Origin of the sequence: Nocardiopsis codii (assembly GCF_036327455.1) — a bacterium.
GTDB lineage: Bacteria > Actinomycetota > Actinomycetes > Streptosporangiales > Streptosporangiaceae > Nocardiopsis > Nocardiopsis codii.
On sequence record NZ_JAUZMY010000012.1, the window covers coordinates 141,217 to 159,501 of the forward strand.

Genomic DNA, 18,285 nt, shown 5'->3' on the forward strand with positions numbered 1-18,285 from the left:
GTGACGAGTACTCCCGAAGGCGCCGCGCGCGACAGCGGAAACGGCGCGGCCAAGAAGGACATCGACTGGCTGCTCGACGAGCTGCTGGACCGCGCGGTCGGATCCCGGCACGCGATCGTTCTGTCCGCCGACGGCCTCCTGATCGGACGCTCCCACGAGCTGGTCAAGGAGGACGCCGAGCACCTGTCCGCGGTGGCGTCCGCGTTCCAGAGCCTGGCGCGCGGCACCGGCCGCCACTTCGGCGGCGGCGAGGTCCTCCAGACCGTGGTCGAGATGGAGAGCGCCTACCTGTTCGTCACGGGCGCCGGGCGCGGGGCTTGCCTGGCGGTGCTCGCCGACGAGAGCGCCGACGTCGGGCTGATCGCCTACGAGATGAACGTTCTGGTCGGGCAGGTGGGCCGGTACCTGGACGCCGCTCCCAGACACGAGGACGCCTCAGGGGAACCCACGCGATAGGGGACGGTCATGCAAGCGCACAACGAGTTCCCGCACGGCGGGACACCGCACGGCCTGCCGAGCCGCGACGCGGTCGGCGGGTACGGCGGGAGTTCGCCCGGGACACCCGGGGCACCCGGGGCGTCCGACGCGCCTGCGGCCCCCGGTCCGGCCGGTCAGCAGGACGCCGGACCGCTCGTCCGCCCGTACGTGATCGCGCAGGGCCGCGAGCACGCGGACACGGTGCGGCTGGACATGATCAGCGTGGTGATCGCGGCCAAGCGGGCCGAGGTCGACGAGATGGCTCTGGAGCCGGAACAGCTCCGCATCCTGGAGCTGTGCCGCCGACCGCAGTCGGTCGCCGAGGTGTCCGCCCACCTGGACATCCCGGTGGCCGTGGTGAAGGTGCTGCTGAGCGACCTCCTCAACCGCGGCCTCGCGTTGGCCCGTGCCCCCTACACAGCTAAGAGCCCGGTGAGCCGGGACGTACTCCAGGCGGTTCTCGATGGCATCCAGCGACTCTGACGACACGCAGACGATCGTCCCCTCGGCCCTGAAGATCCTGGTGGCGGGAGGGTTCGGCGCCGGTAAGACCACCCTGGTCGGATCCGTCAGCGAGATCGCCCCGCTGAGCACCGAAGAGGTGATGACCGAGGCCAGTTACGGGGTCGACGACCTGTCCGGGGTGGAGTCCAAGACGACCACCACCGTGGCCCTGGACTTCGGGCGCATCACCATCAGCTCCGCCCTGGTGCTGTACCTGTTCGGCACCCCGGGCCAGGAGCGCTTCTGGTTCATGTGGGAGGAGCTGTCGGAGGGCGCGCTGGGCGCCGTCGTCATCGCCGACACCCGCCGTCTGGAGACGTGCTTCGCGGCGGTGGACTTCTTCGAGAGGCGCGGCGTGCCGTTCGTGGTGGCGGTGAACTGCTTCGACGACGCCCACGCCTACGAGCCCGGCGAGGTCCGCGACGCGCTGAGCCTCGACCCGGCGATCCCGGTGGTGCTGTGCGACGCCCGGGAGCGGGAGTCGTCCAAGCAGGTGCTGTTGACGCTGGTCAACAGGGTCGCCGAGCAGATGGCCGCCTGAGGCTCGGCAGCGGGACGTGCGCACGGACGGGGGCGGGGGCTGGTGCCCTCCGCCCCTTCCGTGTGTCCGGCCGGGGGTCCGTGCGCGGTGCGGATCGGGGAACGTTCCGGACACGGTTCGGGTGCCGGTTCGGTTCGGGGAGCACGGGAACCGGTGTACACGCGGGCCCTCCAGGTAAAGTGCGCCCCGTGGAACGCCGCCGGGCGTTGCACACCCGCAGACCATGGACCCGTCTCGGGCGGGCCCGCACGAAGGCGACTGGAGTACTCCATGAAGCGGTTCGAGTGGCGCGACACGATCCAGGCCCTGGACGCCGAGGCCGACTGCGAGCGCATCGTTCGCATCCTGGGCACCCACGAGTTCCCGTGGGACATCGAGCAGGCCCTGGGGCTGGCCCTCTACCGGACCTACGCCGTCCCCAGCATCGGCGAGCTCCTCGCGCACACCCGCGAGTTCACGGAGCGCACCCAGCACCGCTACGACGACACCGCCCTCCTCCTCAACGACATCCTGGAGCACGGGTTCGAGCCGGGGCGCGGGCGGGACGCGCTGCGCCGGATGAACCAGATGCACCGCTCCTACGACATCAGCAACGACGACTACCGGTACGTGCTCAGCACGTTCGTCGTCATGCCCGTCCGCTGGCTCAACGACTACGGCTACGGCTGGCGCAGGCTGACCGACCACGAGATCGCCGCCAGCACCAACTACTACCGCAAGCTCGGCAAGCACATGGGGATCAAGGACATCCCCGAGACCTACGAGCAGTTCCGGGACCTCCTCGACGCCTACGAGCGCGAGCACTTCGCCTACACCGAGGGCGGACGCGCCGTCTCCGACTCCACCCTCGACCTCATGGTGGACTTCTACCCGGCCTGGCAGCGCCCGCTGGTGCGCCCCTTCACCAAGGCCCTCCTGGACGAGCGGCTGATCAAGGCCTTCGGCTACCCGGAGCCGTCCGCCGCGTGGCGGAGGCTGAGCGTCGGCGCGCTGAAGCTGCGGGCCCGCGCCGTACGGCTGATGCCTCCGCGCGAGAAGCCGCGCTGGGCACGCCAGAGCGCGAACATCCGCAGCTACCCCGCGGGCTACGAGCCCTCCCGGATCGGCACCTTCCCGCAGGGGTGCCCGGTCCCGCACGACATGCTCACCCGGGACGTCGTGCCCACCGGCGCCCGCGTCCCGGCGCCCGGCCAGGCCGTCGCCCCGCGGGGTTCCGCCGCCGGAACCGCGGGGACCCACGGCGCCGGGGAGGCCGCGGACGGTCCCGGGGCTCCCGGGGCTCCCGGATCGACCGACACCGCCGCGGCCCCCGAGACCACGGGGACGACCGAGCCGTAACCCCTCCCGGCGTGCCCCCGCACGCCGCCGCGCGCCTCCCCGGGCACGCCACCCGCACCCCCGCCCCCTCCCGAAGGAACCTCCCATGAAACGTTTCGACTTCCGCGACGAGATCCACCGTCTGGACGCCGAGGCCGACTGCGTGCGCATCATGCAGATCCTCAACTCCCACGAGTTCCCGTGGGACATGGGCCGCGCCCTGGGGATCGCCCTGTACCGCACCTACGCCGTCCCCAGCATCGGCGGGCTGCTCGGCAGGACGGACGAGTTCACCGGCAGCACCCAGAAGCGCTACGACGACACCGCCCTCATCCTCGGCAGCATGATGCGGCACGGGTTCGAGCCGGGACAGGGACGCGACTCCCTGCGCCGGATGAACCAGATGCACCGCTCCTACGACATCAGCAACGACGACTACCGGTACGTGCTCAGCACGTTCGTCGTCATGCCCGTCCGCTGGCTCAACGACTACGGCTACGGCTGGCGCACGCTGTCCGAACACGAGATCGCCGCGATCACGCACTACTACCGCAGGCTCGGCAAGTACATGGGGATCAAGGACATCCCCGAGACCTACGAGCAGTTCCGGGACCTCCTCGACGCCTACGAGCGCGAGCACTTCGCCTACACCGAGGGCGGACGCGCCGTCTCCGACTCCACCCTCGACCTCATGGTGACCTTCTACCCGCCGCGCGTGGCCGGGCTGGCACGCAAGTTCTCCATGGCGATCCTGGACGAGTCGCTCATCGAGACCTTCCGGTACGAGCCGCCCAGCAGGGCCTGGCGCAGGACGGCCGACACGGCGCTGAGGCTGCGCGCCAAGGTCGTGCGCCGCATGAAGCCGCGCGAGGAGCCGCTGTGGGCGGACAACAACCCGAACATCCGCAGCTACCCCGAGGGCTACGACGTCAACCGCATCGGCACGTTCCCGGCGGGGTGCCCGGTGGCGCACGACGTGGACCCGGTCGGCCACGCCGACCTGTACGGCGGGGATGCCGGAGCGTCCGGTGACGGGGCGGAGGCCGCCGGGTCCTCGAAGGGCGCGCCCGACGGGGCCCCGGTCGAGGCGTCCGCGGACGGACGCGCGTGACCACGGCCGTCGACCCCGCCCGCGACGGAGCCGCCCCCGGGACCCCCGGTCCGGCCGGGGCGCTGCCACGCTCGGTGCACGCCTGGTACGGCAGCGGCGCCGTGGCCACCGGCATCTTCAACACGGTGCCGGGTCTGCTGCTCCTGATCTACCTGACCGACACGCTCGCGGTGAGTCCCGCCCTGGCGGGCCCGGTGATCCTCCTGCCCAAGCTGGTCGACCTCCTGGTCAGCCCGTACATCGGCATCTGGTCGGACAGGACCCGCTCCTCGTGGGGACCGCGCCGCCCCTGGATGCTGGCGGGTGCGCTGACCCTGCCCGCCCTGTTCGGAGCCATGTTCGTCGGCCCGCCCCTGGAGGGGAACGCCGCCGCCCTGTACGTGGCGGTCGTGTTCGTGGCCGCCGCCCTGGCGTCGTCCGTGTTCCAGGTCCCGCACGCCGCCCTCCCCGGGGAGATCACCTCCGACTACCACGAGCGGTCCACGTTCAACACCTGGCGGACCGCGTTCGTGGGGCTGGCCCTGATGCTCGGCGGTGCGCTGGCGCCGGTCATCCAGTCCGCCCCCGGTGACGAGGCGGCCGGGTACCGGCTCATGGGCCTGGTCATGGGCGCCGTGGTGCTGGTGTCGATGCTCGGTGCCGTGATCGGCACCCGGAGGGCCCCGCGGCCGGTCTTCCCGCACCGCACCGAGGGCCTCCTCGTCCAACTGCGGGTGGCGTTCGCGCACCGGCACTTCCGTGTGCTGTTCCCCGCCAACCTGCTGATGGCGACGGCCGGTGGAACCATGGTCGCCGGGGTGCCGTACGTGACGGCCAACGTCATGGGCGAGCCGGGTTACACGAGCGTCCTCATGGTGTGCGTGCTGGTGCCGCTGATCGCGTCGGCCCCGCTGTGGAAGCGGTGGTCCGTGCGCGTGGACAAGCGCCGCGCGGCCGGGTGCGCGGCGGCGGTGTTCGCCCTGGGCGGCCTGGGCCTGCTGCTGATCCCGGTCTGGGGGTTCCCCGGAGCGGTGTTCTCGTCCGTGCTGGTGGGCGTGGGCCTGTCCGGAACGACACTGCTGCCGTGGTCGATGCTGGCCGACTGCATGGCGGACACGCACGGCTCGGGGCAGCGCCAGAGCGGCGTGCTGTCGGGCGTGTGGACGTCCGGCGAGGCGATGGCGCAGGCGGTCGGGACCGGTCTGCTGTCGCTGTCGCTGGCGGTCAGCGGCTACGTGGAGTCGGGAGCGGGCGAGACCGTCCGGCAGAGCGACGAGGCCCTGCGCGGCATGCTGATCGGCAGCACGCTGGTGCCCGCCGTGGTGATGCTGTGCTGCCTGGTGCCCCTGGCGTTCTACCGGCTGACCGCCGACGGCTCCCGGTCGGCTCCGGAGCCCGGGGCCGGCAGGGAGGGCGCCTCCGGCGTGTAGACCGCCGGGAGCGGGCGCGCCCGGCGAGCCTTCCCTCCGCGCCCCGGAGGGCGCCGCCGCACCGGCCCTGCGTCCCGGGAGCCGCCACCGTGCCCGGGACGTTCAGGAGGCCCCGGTCGCCCATCGCGCGCAGCCGCGCCGCCGGCCCGGCGTGCACCGGGTCCGGCCCGGATCGCGACGCACCCCGTGCGCGCCGCCGGGCTCAGCGCCCCAGGCGCCGCCACAGCGCGCGGGGCATCAGCCGCATCCCCGTGAAGAGCGGCCGGAGCACGCGCGGCGCCCACACGGTGGTCGCCCCCGAGCGCAGCCCGGACGCCACCGCCTCCGCCACCTGGCCAGGGGTGGCCGGGAACGGCGCGGGGGCCACGTGGGCGGACATCCGTGTGGGCACGTAGCCCGGCCGCACCACCAGTACCCGCGCCCCGGACCCGTGCAGGGAGTCGGCGAGCCCCTGGGCGAAGCCGTCCAGTCCGGCCTTGGCCGACCCGTACACGAAGTTGAAGCGGCGGACCCGCACCCCCGCCACGGAGGAGAGCACCACCAGGACGCCGTGGCCCTGTTCGCGCAGCCGTGCCGCGACGGCCAGCCCGGCGGAGACGTGCCCGGTGTAGTTCACGGCGGCGGCGCGGGCGGCGGAGGCGGGGTCGGCCTCGTACGCCGCCTGGTCGCCGAGCACGCCGAACGCGTCCACGACCACGTCCAGGTCGCCGACCAGGCCGACCGCCCCGGCGACCGTGCCGGTGTGGGCGTCGGGCTGCGCGGCGTCGAACTCCACCGAGTGCACGGAGGCCCCGAGCGCCGCGAGCACGCCCGGCGGGGTCTCCACCCCTCCGCGCGCGGCCAGCACCACCTCCCGGGCGCCGTCGCGGACCAGCCGTTCGACGATGGCGAGGCCGATCTCGCTGCGTCCGCCGAGCAGCAGCACGGTCCGTGCCCTTCCCACCGAGTCGCGCATGGGGTTCCTCCGGTCGTGTGGGGTGTCGTGGTGTGCGGGGTCCGTCCGGTGTCCGCGCGGTCGCGCGCCGCCACCGGGCGGCGGGTCCCGGGGTCAGACGAGTCGCAGGCGGCGGGCGAGGTCGGAGACGAGCACGCCCTCGGGGTCGGCCCGTTCGCGTACCCTCCGCCAGGCGGGCAGCTCCGGGTACATGGCGTGCACGGTCTCGGCGCTCGCCCTGCTGTCCTTGGCCAGGTACAGGCGCCCGCCGGCGGCCAGCAGCCTCTGGTCGAGGCCGTCGAGCAGGCGACCGAGTCCGGGCAGGTCGGCGGGCAGGTCCACGGCGAGGGTCCACCCCGGCCGGGGGAAGGACAGCGGGCCCGGGGTCGGCTCGCCCATGCGCTTGAGGACCGTCAGGAAAGAGGGAGCTCCCGCCCGCGAGAGGTCCTCCATGACGGAGGCCAGGGTGTCCTCGGCACCGAACGGGACGACGAACTGGTACTGCACGAGTCCGTGCGGACCGTACATCCGGTTCCATCCCCGTACCGCGTCCAGCGGGTGGAAGAACCCTGCGACCGGCTGGGCCTCCCCCCGTCTGCGCCGGGGCGCGGCGTGGAGGTAGGCGGTGTTGAACGCCCCCACGGTCCACCGGTTGAGCAGCCCGGGCGGGGCCCAGGGCGGTGCCGCGAGCACCGAGCCCGCCCGGTGCCGCAGGGGTTCGCGCCGGAGGGTGGAGGGGAGGTCGCCGAGCCGCGCGTGGTCGGCCCGGGCGAACACCCCCCGGCCCATCGCGCCGCCCCCGGCCAACAGGTCCACCCAGCACACCGAGTACCGGCGGTCGGCGCCGGGGCGCGACATCAGCTCCAGGGTGGCGTCCAGCCCGGCGGTCCGGTCGGTGTCCACCCTCATGTACGCCGTCTCGACCGGGAACACGGCCAGGGTCACCTCGGTGACGACCCCGGTCAGCCCCATTCCGCCGACAGTCGCCCAGAACAACTCGGATCCGTCGCCGTCCGGTCCGAGCGCGCGGACGCGCCCGTCGGGGGTCACCAGGGTGAGCGAGCGGACGTGGGCGCCGATCGACGAGTCGGCGTGGTGGTTCTTGCCGTGGACGTCGGCGGCGACCGCCCCGCCCAGGGTGACGTGCCCGGTCCCCGGGGTCACGGGGACGAAGTACCCGCGCCGGAGCAGGTGCGCCAGGACCCTTCCGAGGGACGTCCCCGCGGGGGCGGACGCCTCGCCCCGGACGGTGTCGAGCCGGACCGGGCCGGTCAGCTCCGTACAGTCCAGGACCAGCCCTCCCGCGGCCTGAGCGGCGTCGCCGTAGGAGCGGCCCAGTCCCCGGGCGAGGGCGCCCCGGCCCCCGGCCCGCGACAGCGCCTCGGCGACCTGTTCGACGGTGCGCGGCCGTGTCACGCGTGCGGCGGTGGGGGCCGTGCGGCCCCAGCCGGTGAGGAGGTCGGGGCTCGTCCTGTCCCGGTCGGGCAGTGGTCGGCTCACAGGTGGATCCCCAGTCCGACGAGGGCGGCGAGTGCCAGGAGGATCACCTGGAGGGGGCGGTCGCGCAGGGCGATCTCCTCTGGTTCCTCGCCCGCACCGCGGTCGACGAGCAGGTTGTAGCGCAGGACGAACATGATGAACGGAACGATACTCACCGCGTGGAACACGGCCTGCGGTCCGTCGCCCCGTTCCAGGGCCCACAGGCAGTAGGTCACGATCATCGCCGCCGAGGCCATGGTGCGCGTCTGGGCGAGGTAGGTGACCGTGTATCCGCGCAGGGTCTCACGGACCGGCGGCGCGTCGGCGCCGGCGTCGCGGAAGGCCCTCAGTTCGGCCTCGCGCTTGCCGACCACGACGAGCAGCGCGGCCAGCGACACCACGATGACGAACCAGGAGGTCAGCGGTACGCCGACCGCGACCGCGCCCGCGACGGCGCGCAGCACGTGACAGGCGGCGACCACCACCAGATCGCAGACCACCACGTCCTTGAGGCGGTGGGTGTAGGCCAGGGTGAGCAGCACGTATCCGGTGAGCAGGGCCGACAGGAGCGGGTTCCCCAGGGCGAGGGAGGCCAGTGGGGCCGCCGCGCCGAGGGCGACGCCGGCCGTGACGGCGACGGGCACCGGGAGGGCGCCAGAGGCGACCGGCCGGTGGCGCTTGCGCTCGTGCGCGCGGTCGCGGGGGGCGTCGTGGACGTCGTTGAGCAGGTAGGTACCGCCGGCGGCCACGCAGAAGAGCGCGAACACCGCGGCGCAGGTGAGCAGAGCGCCGGGGCTGCCCAGCGCCCCGGCCGCGGCGGGGGCGGCCAGGACCAGGAGGTTCTTCAGCCACTGGCGGGGACGGCAGGCCCGGAGGAGTGCGCGGGCCGTCCTGCGGGCGCCGCGCGGGGCCGCCGGATCGCCGGGGCCTGCGGGTGTGCTCCCCGCGGGTCCGGGCCGCTCCATGCTCTTCGTCACCGGTGCCCCGTCGCGGGAACGGGCGCACCGGCGCACCCGCGTGGGCACGCCGGTGCGAGCCGGGGGCGGGGTCGGGGTCGGGGGTCAGTTGTGGTGGTCACTGCGGCGGCCGGAGACGTACAGGACGGTGGCGATGCCCACGAAGCCGACGCCGACGACGAGGAAGGCGATCGGGAGGGTGGTGTGCAGCAGCGGCAGCATCGTGCGGCCCTGCTCGGAGTTGGCGACAGCGTTCCGGACCGACTCGTCGTCGAAGACGAGCTCTGCGTCCAGCAGGGTCAGGACCTCCTCGCCGTCCACGACGACGACGCGGTTCTGGTGCTCGCTGACCTTGAGGGGGGAACCGGTGGTGGGCTCGATCCAGTACGTGCGGGTGATGGAGAAGACCTCGTCGCCGGTGACGTCCCCGTCGCCGTCCAGGCCGGCGACCGAGCGCGGAAGGGTGCGCTCGTCGATGACGGTCGGCTCGACGGTCTGGACGAACCGGTAGGCCTCGACGCCCTCGATCGCCTCGACCCCCTCGAACTCCATGGGGACGACCTCCTGGACGGTGGTCTCGAAGAAGTCGTAGTCCCGCTGCTCGGTGAAGAAGGGGAACTTCCAGGCCTGCCCGCTCTGGACGACGGACTCCTCGTTGACCATGGAGTCGCAGCAGTCGACGGCCTCACCGGTTTCGCGGTCGTGTCCGGCGCGGCGGCTCGTGGAGCTGATGCCGAAGTCGGTGTCGGCGTCCTTGAGCCAGGTGAACTGGTCCCACACGACGATCTCGTCGGTGCTGGAGGCCACGTCGGCACGGATCGTCGCGTGGGCTTCGAGGGTGGCGTTCTCGACCAGTTCCACGTCCTCGATGTTGAAGTAGGTGGCCCCCTCCGCGACGTTGACTGTCTCGCTGTAGTAGTCAAGGGGAGTCTTCATCAGGGAGCTCGACATCCATGTGCGCATCATGGGTGCGGCGGCGAGGAAGAAGACTCCAAACGCGATGAGAACGACCGCAACGGTACGGCGCATGTGCCCTCCTGGGCGGATGAGAGTCCAGATCTGAAACAGCTTCCAGTGGAACTAGGTCCAGTTCCGGGTAGAGTACTGCCCAGTAGTGAACGACGTCACCAGGGCGTGTCTGAATTTTTATAACACGTTCTAGTGAAGCGCGTTTCAACACTCTCCCGTTCTGGAAGGCCCATGGCGCCCACTCCCTCCGCGCCCGAGGACCCCACCGGCGCCTCCACCGGCAGCACCTCCGACGGCACACCTCCCGGCGCCTCCGCCGCCGGCGTCCGCCCCTCTCCGCGGACCCCCGACCCGGCGCTGGTCCTCCCCCAGGTCGACGGCCGCCACGAGACCCTCGACGGCATCCGCGCGATGGCCGCCCTCATGGTCCTGGTCTTCCACGTCGCGACGGAGACCGGCGACTCCCTCGCCCCGGGGGTCCTGGGCGGGCTGCTGTCCGCGTTCGACCTCGCCGTGCCCCTCTTCTTCACCCTCTCCGGCGTGCTGCTCTACCGGCCCTGGGCGCGCGCCGCCCTGGACGGGACGCGCGGGCCCCGCGCCCGCCCCTACCTGTGGCGCCGGGTCGTACGCGTCTTCCCCGCCTACTGGGTGGTGGCGGTGACGGCGCTGCTCGTCTACTCCCGTGAGGAACTCGGCTCCCCCGCCTACTGGCTCCAGGTCCTGACCCTGGCCTTCCCCTTCGACACCGACCCCCCATGGGTGGGCACCGGCCCCTACGGCCTCGGCCAGATGTGGAGCCTGTCGGTCGAGGTCAGCTTCTACCTCCTGCTGCCGCTGTTCGCCCTGCTCCTGGCCCTGTGGGCGAGGGGCGGGAAGACCGTCGACGCCCGCGGGAGGCGGCTCCTCACCGGGCTCGTCCTCATGGGCGTGCTCGCCCTGGCCGCGCTGGTCCCGCAGTTCCATCCGGAGCCCCGCGAGTACATGCACGCCTGGCTGCCGCGCGCGCTCGGCCTGTTCGCCGCCGGGATGGCGTTGGCGGTGCTGTCGGAGTGGGCCTGGCGCGAGCCCGGCACCGACGGTCCGGTGCGCCGCTTCTGCCGCACCGTCGCCGCGTCGCCCGGCGTGTGCTGGCTGCTGGCGGGCGGCTTCCTCGCCCTGACCGCGACCGACGCCACCGGAGGGCGGTTCATCGGCTCCGGCGACATCTGGACCTCCGCGGCGGCCTCCCTGACCGGGGTGGGCTTCGCGTTCTTCGTGGTCGCGCCCGCGGCGCTGGCCCCGCGTCCCACCGCCCCGCCGGTCCCCCTCCGACAGGCCGCGGCCTGGCAGGAGGGCCGCTGGCTGGAGTCGCTGCTCCGCCACCGGGTGTCCCAGTTCCTGGCCCGGATCTCCTACGGCGTGTTCCTCTGGCAGTTCGTCGTGCTGTACCTGTGGCGCGACTTCACCGGGCAGGAGATCTTCACCGGTTCGTTCTGGCTGGACATGGTGCCGGTGACGGTCGGGACGGTCCTGCTGGCCGTGGCGACCTTCCACTGGGTCGAGGAGCCCAGCCGGCGCTGGTCGCGCAGGTTCTCGGGGGCCGGCCTCCGGAACGGCCCCCGGCGCTGACCGGACGGGATCCGCGCAGCGCGGCACCGTCCGCCGGGGAGAACCCCGGCCGAAGCGCAGCGGAGGCCCTGGGCGGACACGGAACCCGGGAAACACGGACCTAGTCTCCGGCGGCGTCCGCGCCCCCGGACTCCGTCCCCTCGCCGCCGCCCGTGCGGTCGTCCGCCTCGGGCTCCCAGGGGTTGCCCTCGACCGCGGGGGCCATACCGCCCACGGACACCCAGTTCAGGCACAGTCCGCCCCGGTCGCCGGGGTCCTCGGGCACGAACACCGACAGCTGTTCGCCGGGCGCTCCCGCCGGGATGTACCGGGTGCCGTTCTCGTCCGCGGCGGGCAGGTCCACCTCGATCCAGTCGTCGCCCAGGGCGACCACCACCGGGACGTCCTCCTCCGCCGTGTAGCCGAGGGTGACGACCTGGGCGAGGCCGCCGTGCACCCGCACCGGCCACGACATGAGCCCCTCCCAGGGCTCCAGGCAGCGGTCGCCGGACCCGGGCCCGAAGACGTAGCTGCTGTCGGACGGCCGCGCCGGGACCAGGTAGCCCGCGTCGTTGAACACGTACGCGGCCCCGGACTCCTCCGGCGTCACCATCCGCTCCGCGACGTCGGGCCCGGCCAGCGGCGGCAGCACCCACGAGCTCAGGCGGCGCTGGCCGTTCCACTCCAGCACCACGTCCTCCGGCACGGGACGCGCGTACAGGCCGCCGTCCTCCGGAACGTCCCGCAGGGACGCCCGCACCGTGTCCAGGTACCACTGGAGGCGGTCCCCGCCGAGCGTCTCCGCGTAGGCGTGCGTGGACCACACCGCCGACGCCGTGTACGCGAGGGTCGCCAGGACGGCTCCGGTCCGGGCCGCACGCCGGGGACGGACCCGGTAGGGCCCGGCCGCGGTCCCCGCGCGCTCCCCCGCGCCTCCCGTCAGGGCGCGCGCCCGCTCCTCCCGCGCCGGCAGGAAGGCCAGCGCCAGGCACAGCGCGAACACCGGGGCGGCGTCGGCCACGTACCGGGGGTCGGCGGCGGCCACGTCCTGGAACCTGCCGCGCGCGATGATCGTCGGGACGATGTCGACGACGAGCAGGTAGCCCAGCAGCAGCGCCCACGCCCGCCAGGAGCGGCGCCGCAGCCACAGGCTCGCCAGCACGATCGCGGCGAACACCGCCCAGGCGACGAGCAGCACGGGGCCGGACGGGTCGAGGAGCCCACCGGTCGGGGTGACCGGCCCCCACTCCGGCGGACCGCCCAGTGCGCCGACCGGGAAGACCTCGGTGAGCAGCCCCCGCAGCATGGTCAGGGCGGGTTCGCTCTCGGGCACGCCCGCGCCCTCCCCGCCCTCCCCCGCGCGCATCCGCACCAGGTAGAACACCGCGTACGCGGCGAAGAGCACGCCCATCGCCGTCCAGAAGGGACGGTGGACCACCCAGGCCCGGCGGACCCCGAGGACCGGGGAGCTCGGGTAGAGGAAGGCGAGGGCCACCGCGAACAGCACCGGCGGCAGGAACATCGCCTTGACCGTGAACAGCATGCCGAACACGACAGCGCCGACGGCCCACCAGGCGAACCGGGCGTCGCCGGTGCGCAGGTGCCGCACGGTCCACAGCAGGGCGAGCACCAGCGCGAGCTGGAGGGGCACCGCGTTGAGCGCCGCCGACCACCACCCCAGGACGGGGACCGTCAGCGGGGCCAGCGCGTACACGGTCAGCGGGACGAGCAGCGCCCACCGGCGGCCGAACAGCTCCCACAGGAGACGGAGGAACCCCAGCAGGGCGGCGGCCTGGAGCGCGAGCATGGTTCCCGCGCTGACCCACCACTCGTACGGCCAGAACGTGGTCTGGAGGTACACCAGGAACAGCGCCCCCGGCATCAGGTGGCCCTTGTGGAGGGTGAGGAGGTAGTCCGGGCCCAGGTCGCTCGCGTACGCGGAGGCGAAGAAGAGGTAGTCGTCCTCCACGAAGTACGACTGCGTGAGCACGTACGCCTTGAGGCCGACCGCGGCCGCGACGACCAGCAGCCCCGCCAGGACCAGCCGGTCGCGCGCGGGGCGGCGCAACGCCGCGAGGGCCGCTCCGGCCAGGTCCCCGAAGCCGGGCCCCTCCTCGCCGGGGCCCCCGACGGGGCGGCGTGCCCCGGGCGCCCCGCCGGGCGCCTGGGCCTCCGCGCCGTCGTGTCCGCTCGCCGTGGGGGAAACAGGCGGCATCGATCTCTCCCCGCCGTAGGTTGGCCAACCCGGAAAATGGGTGCCAGAATACAACACGTTCCACTTTCTACCTTGGCCTCGGACGCACGCCTCCATGACCTGCTTCCCCATAACAGGAACATGATGCAGAACAGCGTTCCGACGGGGTCGTGAGCACCGTGGAGGTGATGTCGGTGGGGCTCGAACAGGTCCGCCGTGACTGGACCCGCCTGGGTTCCACGGAGCCGCTGTGGGCGGTGTGCGTGGACCCGGACAAGCGCGACGGCGGGTGGGACGACGACGAGTTCCTCGCCTCGGGGCGCTCCGACGTCGACCCTGCGGTCGCCCGCCTGGACGAGCTGGGGCTGCGCCCCGGAGGCGGCCGGGTCCTCGACTTCGGCTGCGGCGCCGGACGGCTGTCCAACGCTCTGGCCGCGCACTTCGACGAGGTCGTGGGGGTGGACATCTCCGCACCGATGCTGGAGGAGGCCCGCCGCCTGGACCGCTCGGGAGGGCGGATCGCCTTCACCCTGAACGAGCGCCCCGACCTGGCGCTGTTCGACGACGGCTCGTTCGACCTGGTGTACACCGACCTGGTCCTGCAACACCTGCCGACCGTGCTGGCCGAGGGCTACGTGCGCGAGTTCGCCCGGGTGCTGCGCCCCGGCGGCGTGATGGTCCTGGGCGTGCCCGAGACCGAGCGCCGCACCTTCAAGGGGATGGTGTTCCGGTACGTGCCGTGGCCCCTGGTCGCGCTGGCCCAGAGGGTGGTGCTGCGCTACCCGGCGCCGATGAGGATGCACACCCTGCGCACCGCGCGGATCGCGGAACTGGTGCCCGGCGGCCGGATCGCGGCCTCGGACGAGTACTGGGGAGGCGACCACTGGCGGCACCTGCGCCACTTCGTGGTGATGGACGGGCCCGCGACCACCGGAGAGGGCCCCGCGTGACCTCCACCGACGCCCGCCCCGACGGGACCGTGCCGTTCCGCGCCACCCTGGGCCGTTCGGTGGCCCTGTTCTCCGCGTTCCGCAGGGAACAGACCGACCCGGCGTTCTTCTACGGCGGGCTGGCCCGCGACACCGTCGCCCAACTGCGCTCCTACACACCCCTCGACGGACGACTCGTCGTGGACGTGGGGGGCGGTCCCGGCTACTTCGCCGACGAGCTCCGCGCCGCCGGGGCCCGCTGCCTGTGCGTGGACTCCGACGCCCGCGAGATGACACTGCACGGCCGTGAGGCGGACACGCACGGTGTCCAGGGCAGCGCCCTGGACCTGCCGCTGCGCACCGGCTCGGTGGACGTGTGCTTCTCCTCCAACGTGCTGGAGCACGTGCCGGACCGCGCGCGGATGGCCGACGAGATGGTGCGGGTGACGCGGCCGGGCGGGCTGGTCTACCTGTCGTACACGCTGTGGCTGTCCCCGTGGGGTGGGCACGAGACCTCCCCCTGGCACTACCTGGGCGGCTCGTACGCGGCGGAGAGGTACGCCCGGCGCAACGGCCGGCGGCCCAAGAACGACTTCGGGCGCAGCATGTACGCCACGTACGCCAAGGAGATGCTGCGCTGGGCGCGCGGGCGCTCCGACGTGGACGCGGTGGACATCCGCCCCCGCTACCTGCCGGGGTGGGCGAAACCGGTCGTGCACGTGCCCCTCGTACGCGAGGTCGTCACCTGGAACCTGCTGCTGGTGCTGCGCAAGCGCTGACGCCGCCCCGCCTCACCTGCCGCCGAACCCGAACGGGAGGGCGCGGGGGACGTGCTGGACGCTGACCCAGTGGTCGGTGGTGAACGCCTCGATCGCCCACTCCCCGCCGAAGCGCCCGTGCCCGGAGTGCTCCTCCCCGCCGAACGCGGTGTTGGCCTCGTCGTTGAGGGTGGAGTCGTTGACGTGCGTCATCCCCACCCGCAGCCGCCGGGCGAACCGGACGCCCCTCTCGGCGTCCCGGGTGTGGACGGCGCTGGACAGCCCGTACTCGGTGTCGTTGGCGATGCGGAGCGCGTCCTCCTCCTCCGTCGCCCTGATGACCGTGGCCACCGGGCCGAACACCTCCTCGGCGGCGCACGGCGCGTGGTTGCCCGCGAGCAGCAGGTAGGGCGGCAGCACCCTCCCTGCCGGCCCGCCCGGTTCACCGGACAGCAGCAGCTGCGCCCCGACCTCGACCGACCGGTCGACCAGGTCGCGGATGCCCGCGGCCTGGTCGTCGTCGATGACGGGGCCGATCTGGGTGGCGGGGTCCCTCGGGTCCCCGACCCGCAGGGCCCGGACGCGCGCGGTGATCCGGTCGACCAGCTCGTCGTGGACGCCGGTGGTGGCGATGATCCGGTTCGTGGCCATGCAGATCTGGCCCTGGTGGTAGTAGGAGCCGAACACCGCGGCGTCGGCCGCCAGGTCCAGGTCGGCGTCGTCCAGCACCACGACGGGGCAGTTGCCGCCGAGTTCGAGCGCGCGCCTCTTGAGCGGGATCAGCCGGGAGATGTGGCGTCCCACGTCGGTCGATCCGGTGAAGGACACCATCCGCGAGGACTCGTGCGTGGCGAGCGCGTCGCCGATCTGACCGCCCTTGCCGAGGACCACGTTGAGGACGCCGGGGGGCAGCCCGGCCTCCTCGTAGATGCGGGCGAGGAGGATGCCGCCGGTGACCGGGGTGTTCTCCGCCGGCTTGAGGACGACGGTGTTGCCGAGGGCGATCGCGGGCGCGACGGAGCGGTGGGAGAGCTGGAGCGGGAAGTTCCACGGGCTGATCACGGTGACGACGCCCAGGGGCTCGCGGTAGACGCGGTTCTCCTTCCCCGGGGTGAGTCCGGGCAGGATGCGGCCCTCGACGCGGGTGGGGTAGGAGGCGGCCTCGGCCATCCCGCTCCGGACCAGCCCCCACTCGAACTCGGCGCGGTCGCGGACGGCCCCGGCCTCGCGGACGAGCCAGTCGACGATCTCGGTGCGGCGGGCGTCGAAGACGCGGAGCGCGCGGCGGAACACCTCCGCCCTCTCGGAGGCGGGGGTCTCCGCCCAGACGGGCCAGGCGCGCTCGGCCGCCCGGTAGGCGAGGTCGACGTCGCCGGCGTCGGCCAGGTGGATCTCCGCGAGGACCATGTCGTCGTAGGGGTCGACGTCCTCGTGGACCTCACCGGAGGAGCCGTGGCGCCACTCGCCGCCGATGGTCATCCGGTCCAGTCCCGTGTACGGGGTGGGTGTCTGGTCGGCGTTCATCGGGGTCCCCCTGGTGTCGGCGTCGCTCTCCGCAACGGTGTCCCGGAAGAACCGCGCGGGCAACGGGGCGTGCCGCTCCTTGGTGAACTGTTCAGGGAGTCGGTGTCGTTCGGCGCCCGCGGGTGCTCCGCGACCCGGGGCAGGGCCCGCGGGCCGGCCTGGTGGTCACCCGTCGGGGACGAGCAGCAGTTCGCTGACGACCCGGCCGTCGGCCTCGGTGACCCTGGCCGTCCACCCGCCCAGGTCGACGCTCTCCCCCGGCCCCTCGGGGATGTGGCCGAGCACGACCAGGACCATCCCGGCGACCGTGACGTAGCTGCCCTCGGGGGGCGAGGTGAGGACGACTCCGAGGTCCTCCAGTTCGTGGACGGGGTAGGTGCCGGGCACCCGGAGCGCACCACCGTCCAACCGGGTGGGGACCCGCTCGTCGGAGTCGGTCTCGTCGTAGATCTCGCCGACCAGCTCCTCCAGCAGGTCCTCCAGGCTGACGATGCCGCCGACCGCCCCGGTCTCGCCGATCACCACCGCCATCTGCTGGCGCTCGCCGGTCATCCGGCGGAGCGCCTGCGACACCGACAGCGAGTCCGGCAGGAGCAGCGGCTCGCGGGCGAGGGCGCCCGCGGCCCCCTCGCCCCGGATCAGGTCCACCCAGTGCACGATGCCGACGACGTCGTCCACGTCGCCCTCGGTGACCACGGGCGCCCGCGAGTGCCCGTGCTCGGCGAGGAGCAGGGCGGCCTCGCCCGCGGGCAGGGACGCGGGGACGGTGTCCACGTCGCGGCGCGGGACCAGGACCTGGCGGAGCATGCGGTCGGTGATCTCGAAGGCTCCGGAGAGGATGGTCCGCTGCTCGGGGGTCATGTCGCCGCGCGACGAGATCATCTCCCGGAGCTCCTCCTCGGAGACCTCCTCCTTGTTCGCTTTGGGATCCACCCCGCCCAGACGCACCACCAGGTCGGTGGAGACGCTGAGCAGCCACACGGCGGGGCGCGACAGGACGGCGAGGGCGTTGAGCGGCCTGGCGACGAGGAGCGCCCAGGGTTCGGCGCGCTGCATGGCGATGCGCTTGGGCGCGAGTTCGCCCAGGACCAGGGTGACGAAGGTCAGTACGACGGTCACGAGGACGACGGAGACCGGTGCCGCGTAGGAGCCGAGGAAGCCGAGGGGTTCGACCAGCGGCTTGGCCAGCGCCACCGCCGCGGTGGCCGAGGCGAGGAATCCGGCCAGGGTGATGCCGATCTGGATGGTGGCCAGGAACCGGTTGGGATCGCGGGCCAGCCGCGCCACCGCCCGGCCGCCGGGGCCGCTCTCCTCGAGCTTCCTGAGCTGCCCCTCCCTCAGCGTGATCAGCGCGATCTCGCTGCCGGCGAAGACGGCGTTCACCACGACCAAGACCAGCACGAGGCCGATCTGGGCCTCGTAGCCCTCCATGGGATTCCCCCGGGGTTCTGTCGGAAGCAGTGCCTCGGCCGGGTGGGGCCGAAGTGATGGCATCGTTCCCGGAATCCCCGCCACCACACCTGTCGTTCCCCGGCCCCGGGGGCGTCCCGCCGCACGCGCCCATCTGCGCGTACGCGAGCAGACCCGCGGCGTTCC

16 protein-coding genes are annotated in these 18,285 nt (G+C 73.1%); 9 read left to right on the plus strand and 7 right to left on the minus strand.

What is annotated here, in order from left to right:
- The 6 genes from Q8791_RS14310 (at position 1) to Q8791_RS14335 (ending at position 5,359) form a co-directional block, all read left to right on the plus strand.
- Entirely contained in the window at positions 1–456 is a 456-nt protein-coding gene (locus Q8791_RS14310) for a roadblock/LC7 domain-containing protein (RefSeq protein ID WP_330092177.1), read from the plus strand.
- Positions 457–465: 9 nt separating this feature from the next.
- Positions 466–960 carry a DUF742 domain-containing protein gene (locus Q8791_RS14315; RefSeq protein ID WP_330092178.1) on the plus strand — a complete coding sequence of 165 codons (495 nt, stop codon included), beginning with the start codon at positions 466–468 and terminating at the stop codon, positions 958–960.
- Positions 941–1,522 carry a GTP-binding protein gene (locus Q8791_RS14320; RefSeq protein WP_330092179.1) on the plus strand — a complete coding sequence of 194 codons (582 nt, stop codon included), beginning with the start codon at positions 941–943 and terminating at the stop codon, positions 1,520–1,522. Before Q8791_RS14315 ends, Q8791_RS14320 begins: the two co-directional genes overlap by 20 nt.
- Before the next feature lie 270 nt (positions 1,523–1,792).
- Positions 1,793–2,860 (plus strand): oxygenase MpaB family protein, encoded by a 1,068-nt coding sequence (locus Q8791_RS14325; protein WP_330092180.1) that lies wholly within the window; start codon positions 1,793–1,795, stop codon positions 2,858–2,860.
- Positions 2,861–2,945: 85 nt separating this feature from the next.
- Positions 2,946–3,950 (plus strand): oxygenase MpaB family protein, encoded by a 1,005-nt coding sequence (locus tag Q8791_RS14330; protein WP_330092181.1) that lies wholly within the window; start codon positions 2,946–2,948, stop codon positions 3,948–3,950.
- Complete coding sequence (locus tag Q8791_RS14335) at positions 3,947–5,359, plus strand: MFS transporter (protein WP_407941998.1); 1,413 nt, start codon at positions 3,947–3,949, stop codon at positions 5,357–5,359. The genes Q8791_RS14330 and Q8791_RS14335 overlap by 4 nt, the downstream gene beginning before the upstream one ends.
- A 202-nt stretch (positions 5,360–5,561) precedes the next feature.
- On the opposite strand, the gene Q8791_RS14340 is transcribed toward Q8791_RS14335, so the two are convergent.
- From Q8791_RS14340 to Q8791_RS14355, 4 genes are all read right to left on the minus strand, one after another.
- Positions 5,562–6,314, minus strand: coding sequence for an SDR family NAD(P)-dependent oxidoreductase (locus Q8791_RS14340; protein ID WP_330092182.1), 753 nt, complete (start codon positions 6,312–6,314; stop codon positions 5,562–5,564).
- A gap of 93 nt (positions 6,315–6,407) precedes the next feature.
- Complete coding sequence (locus Q8791_RS14345; RefSeq protein ID WP_330092183.1) at positions 6,408–7,793, minus strand: FAD-binding oxidoreductase; 1,386 nt, start codon at positions 7,791–7,793, stop codon at positions 6,408–6,410.
- Entirely contained in the window at positions 7,790–8,737 is a 948-nt protein-coding gene (locus Q8791_RS14350) for a decaprenyl-phosphate phosphoribosyltransferase (RefSeq protein ID WP_330092220.1), read from the minus strand. The genes Q8791_RS14345 and Q8791_RS14350 overlap by 4 nt, the downstream gene beginning before the upstream one ends.
- Before the next feature lie 96 nt (positions 8,738–8,833).
- A complete protein-coding gene (locus tag Q8791_RS14355) occupies positions 8,834–9,757 on the minus strand; it encodes a DUF3068 domain-containing protein (RefSeq protein ID WP_330092184.1) in 924 nt (307 codons plus the stop codon).
- A 171-nt stretch (positions 9,758–9,928) separates the two neighbouring features.
- Between Q8791_RS14355 and Q8791_RS14360 the strand changes: the two genes are divergently transcribed.
- Positions 9,929–11,305, plus strand: coding sequence for an acyltransferase family protein (locus Q8791_RS14360; RefSeq protein WP_330092185.1), 1,377 nt, complete (start codon positions 9,929–9,931; stop codon positions 11,303–11,305).
- Between the two features lie 100 nt (positions 11,306–11,405).
- Here the strand turns inward: Q8791_RS14360 and Q8791_RS14365 are convergent, their stop codons facing one another.
- Positions 11,406–13,499: a hypothetical protein gene (locus Q8791_RS14365; protein WP_330092186.1), complete on the minus strand. Its 2,094-nt coding sequence runs from the start codon at positions 13,497–13,499 to the stop codon at positions 11,406–11,408.
- A gap of 149 nt (positions 13,500–13,648) precedes the next feature.
- On the opposite strand from Q8791_RS14365, the gene Q8791_RS14370 reads away from it, so the two are divergent.
- Positions 13,649–14,428 (plus strand): class I SAM-dependent methyltransferase, encoded by a 780-nt coding sequence (locus tag Q8791_RS14370; RefSeq protein WP_330092187.1) that lies wholly within the window; start codon positions 13,649–13,651, stop codon positions 14,426–14,428.
- A complete protein-coding gene (locus Q8791_RS14375) occupies positions 14,425–15,186 on the plus strand; it encodes a class I SAM-dependent methyltransferase (protein WP_330092188.1) in 762 nt (253 codons plus the stop codon). The genes Q8791_RS14370 and Q8791_RS14375 overlap by 4 nt, the downstream gene beginning before the upstream one ends.
- A 12-nt stretch (positions 15,187–15,198) precedes the next feature.
- Here the strand turns inward: Q8791_RS14375 and Q8791_RS14380 are convergent, their stop codons facing one another.
- The gene (locus tag Q8791_RS14380; RefSeq protein ID WP_330092189.1) at positions 15,199–16,689 is read right to left on the minus strand and encodes an aldehyde dehydrogenase family protein; all 1,491 of its coding nucleotides are present in this window, start codon (positions 16,687–16,689) and stop codon (positions 15,199–15,201) included.
- Between the two features lie 165 nt (positions 16,690–16,854).
- A complete protein-coding gene (locus Q8791_RS14385; RefSeq protein ID WP_330092190.1) occupies positions 16,855–18,120 on the minus strand; it encodes a hemolysin family protein in 1,266 nt (421 codons plus the stop codon).
- Positions 18,121–18,285 lie beyond the last annotated feature (165 nt).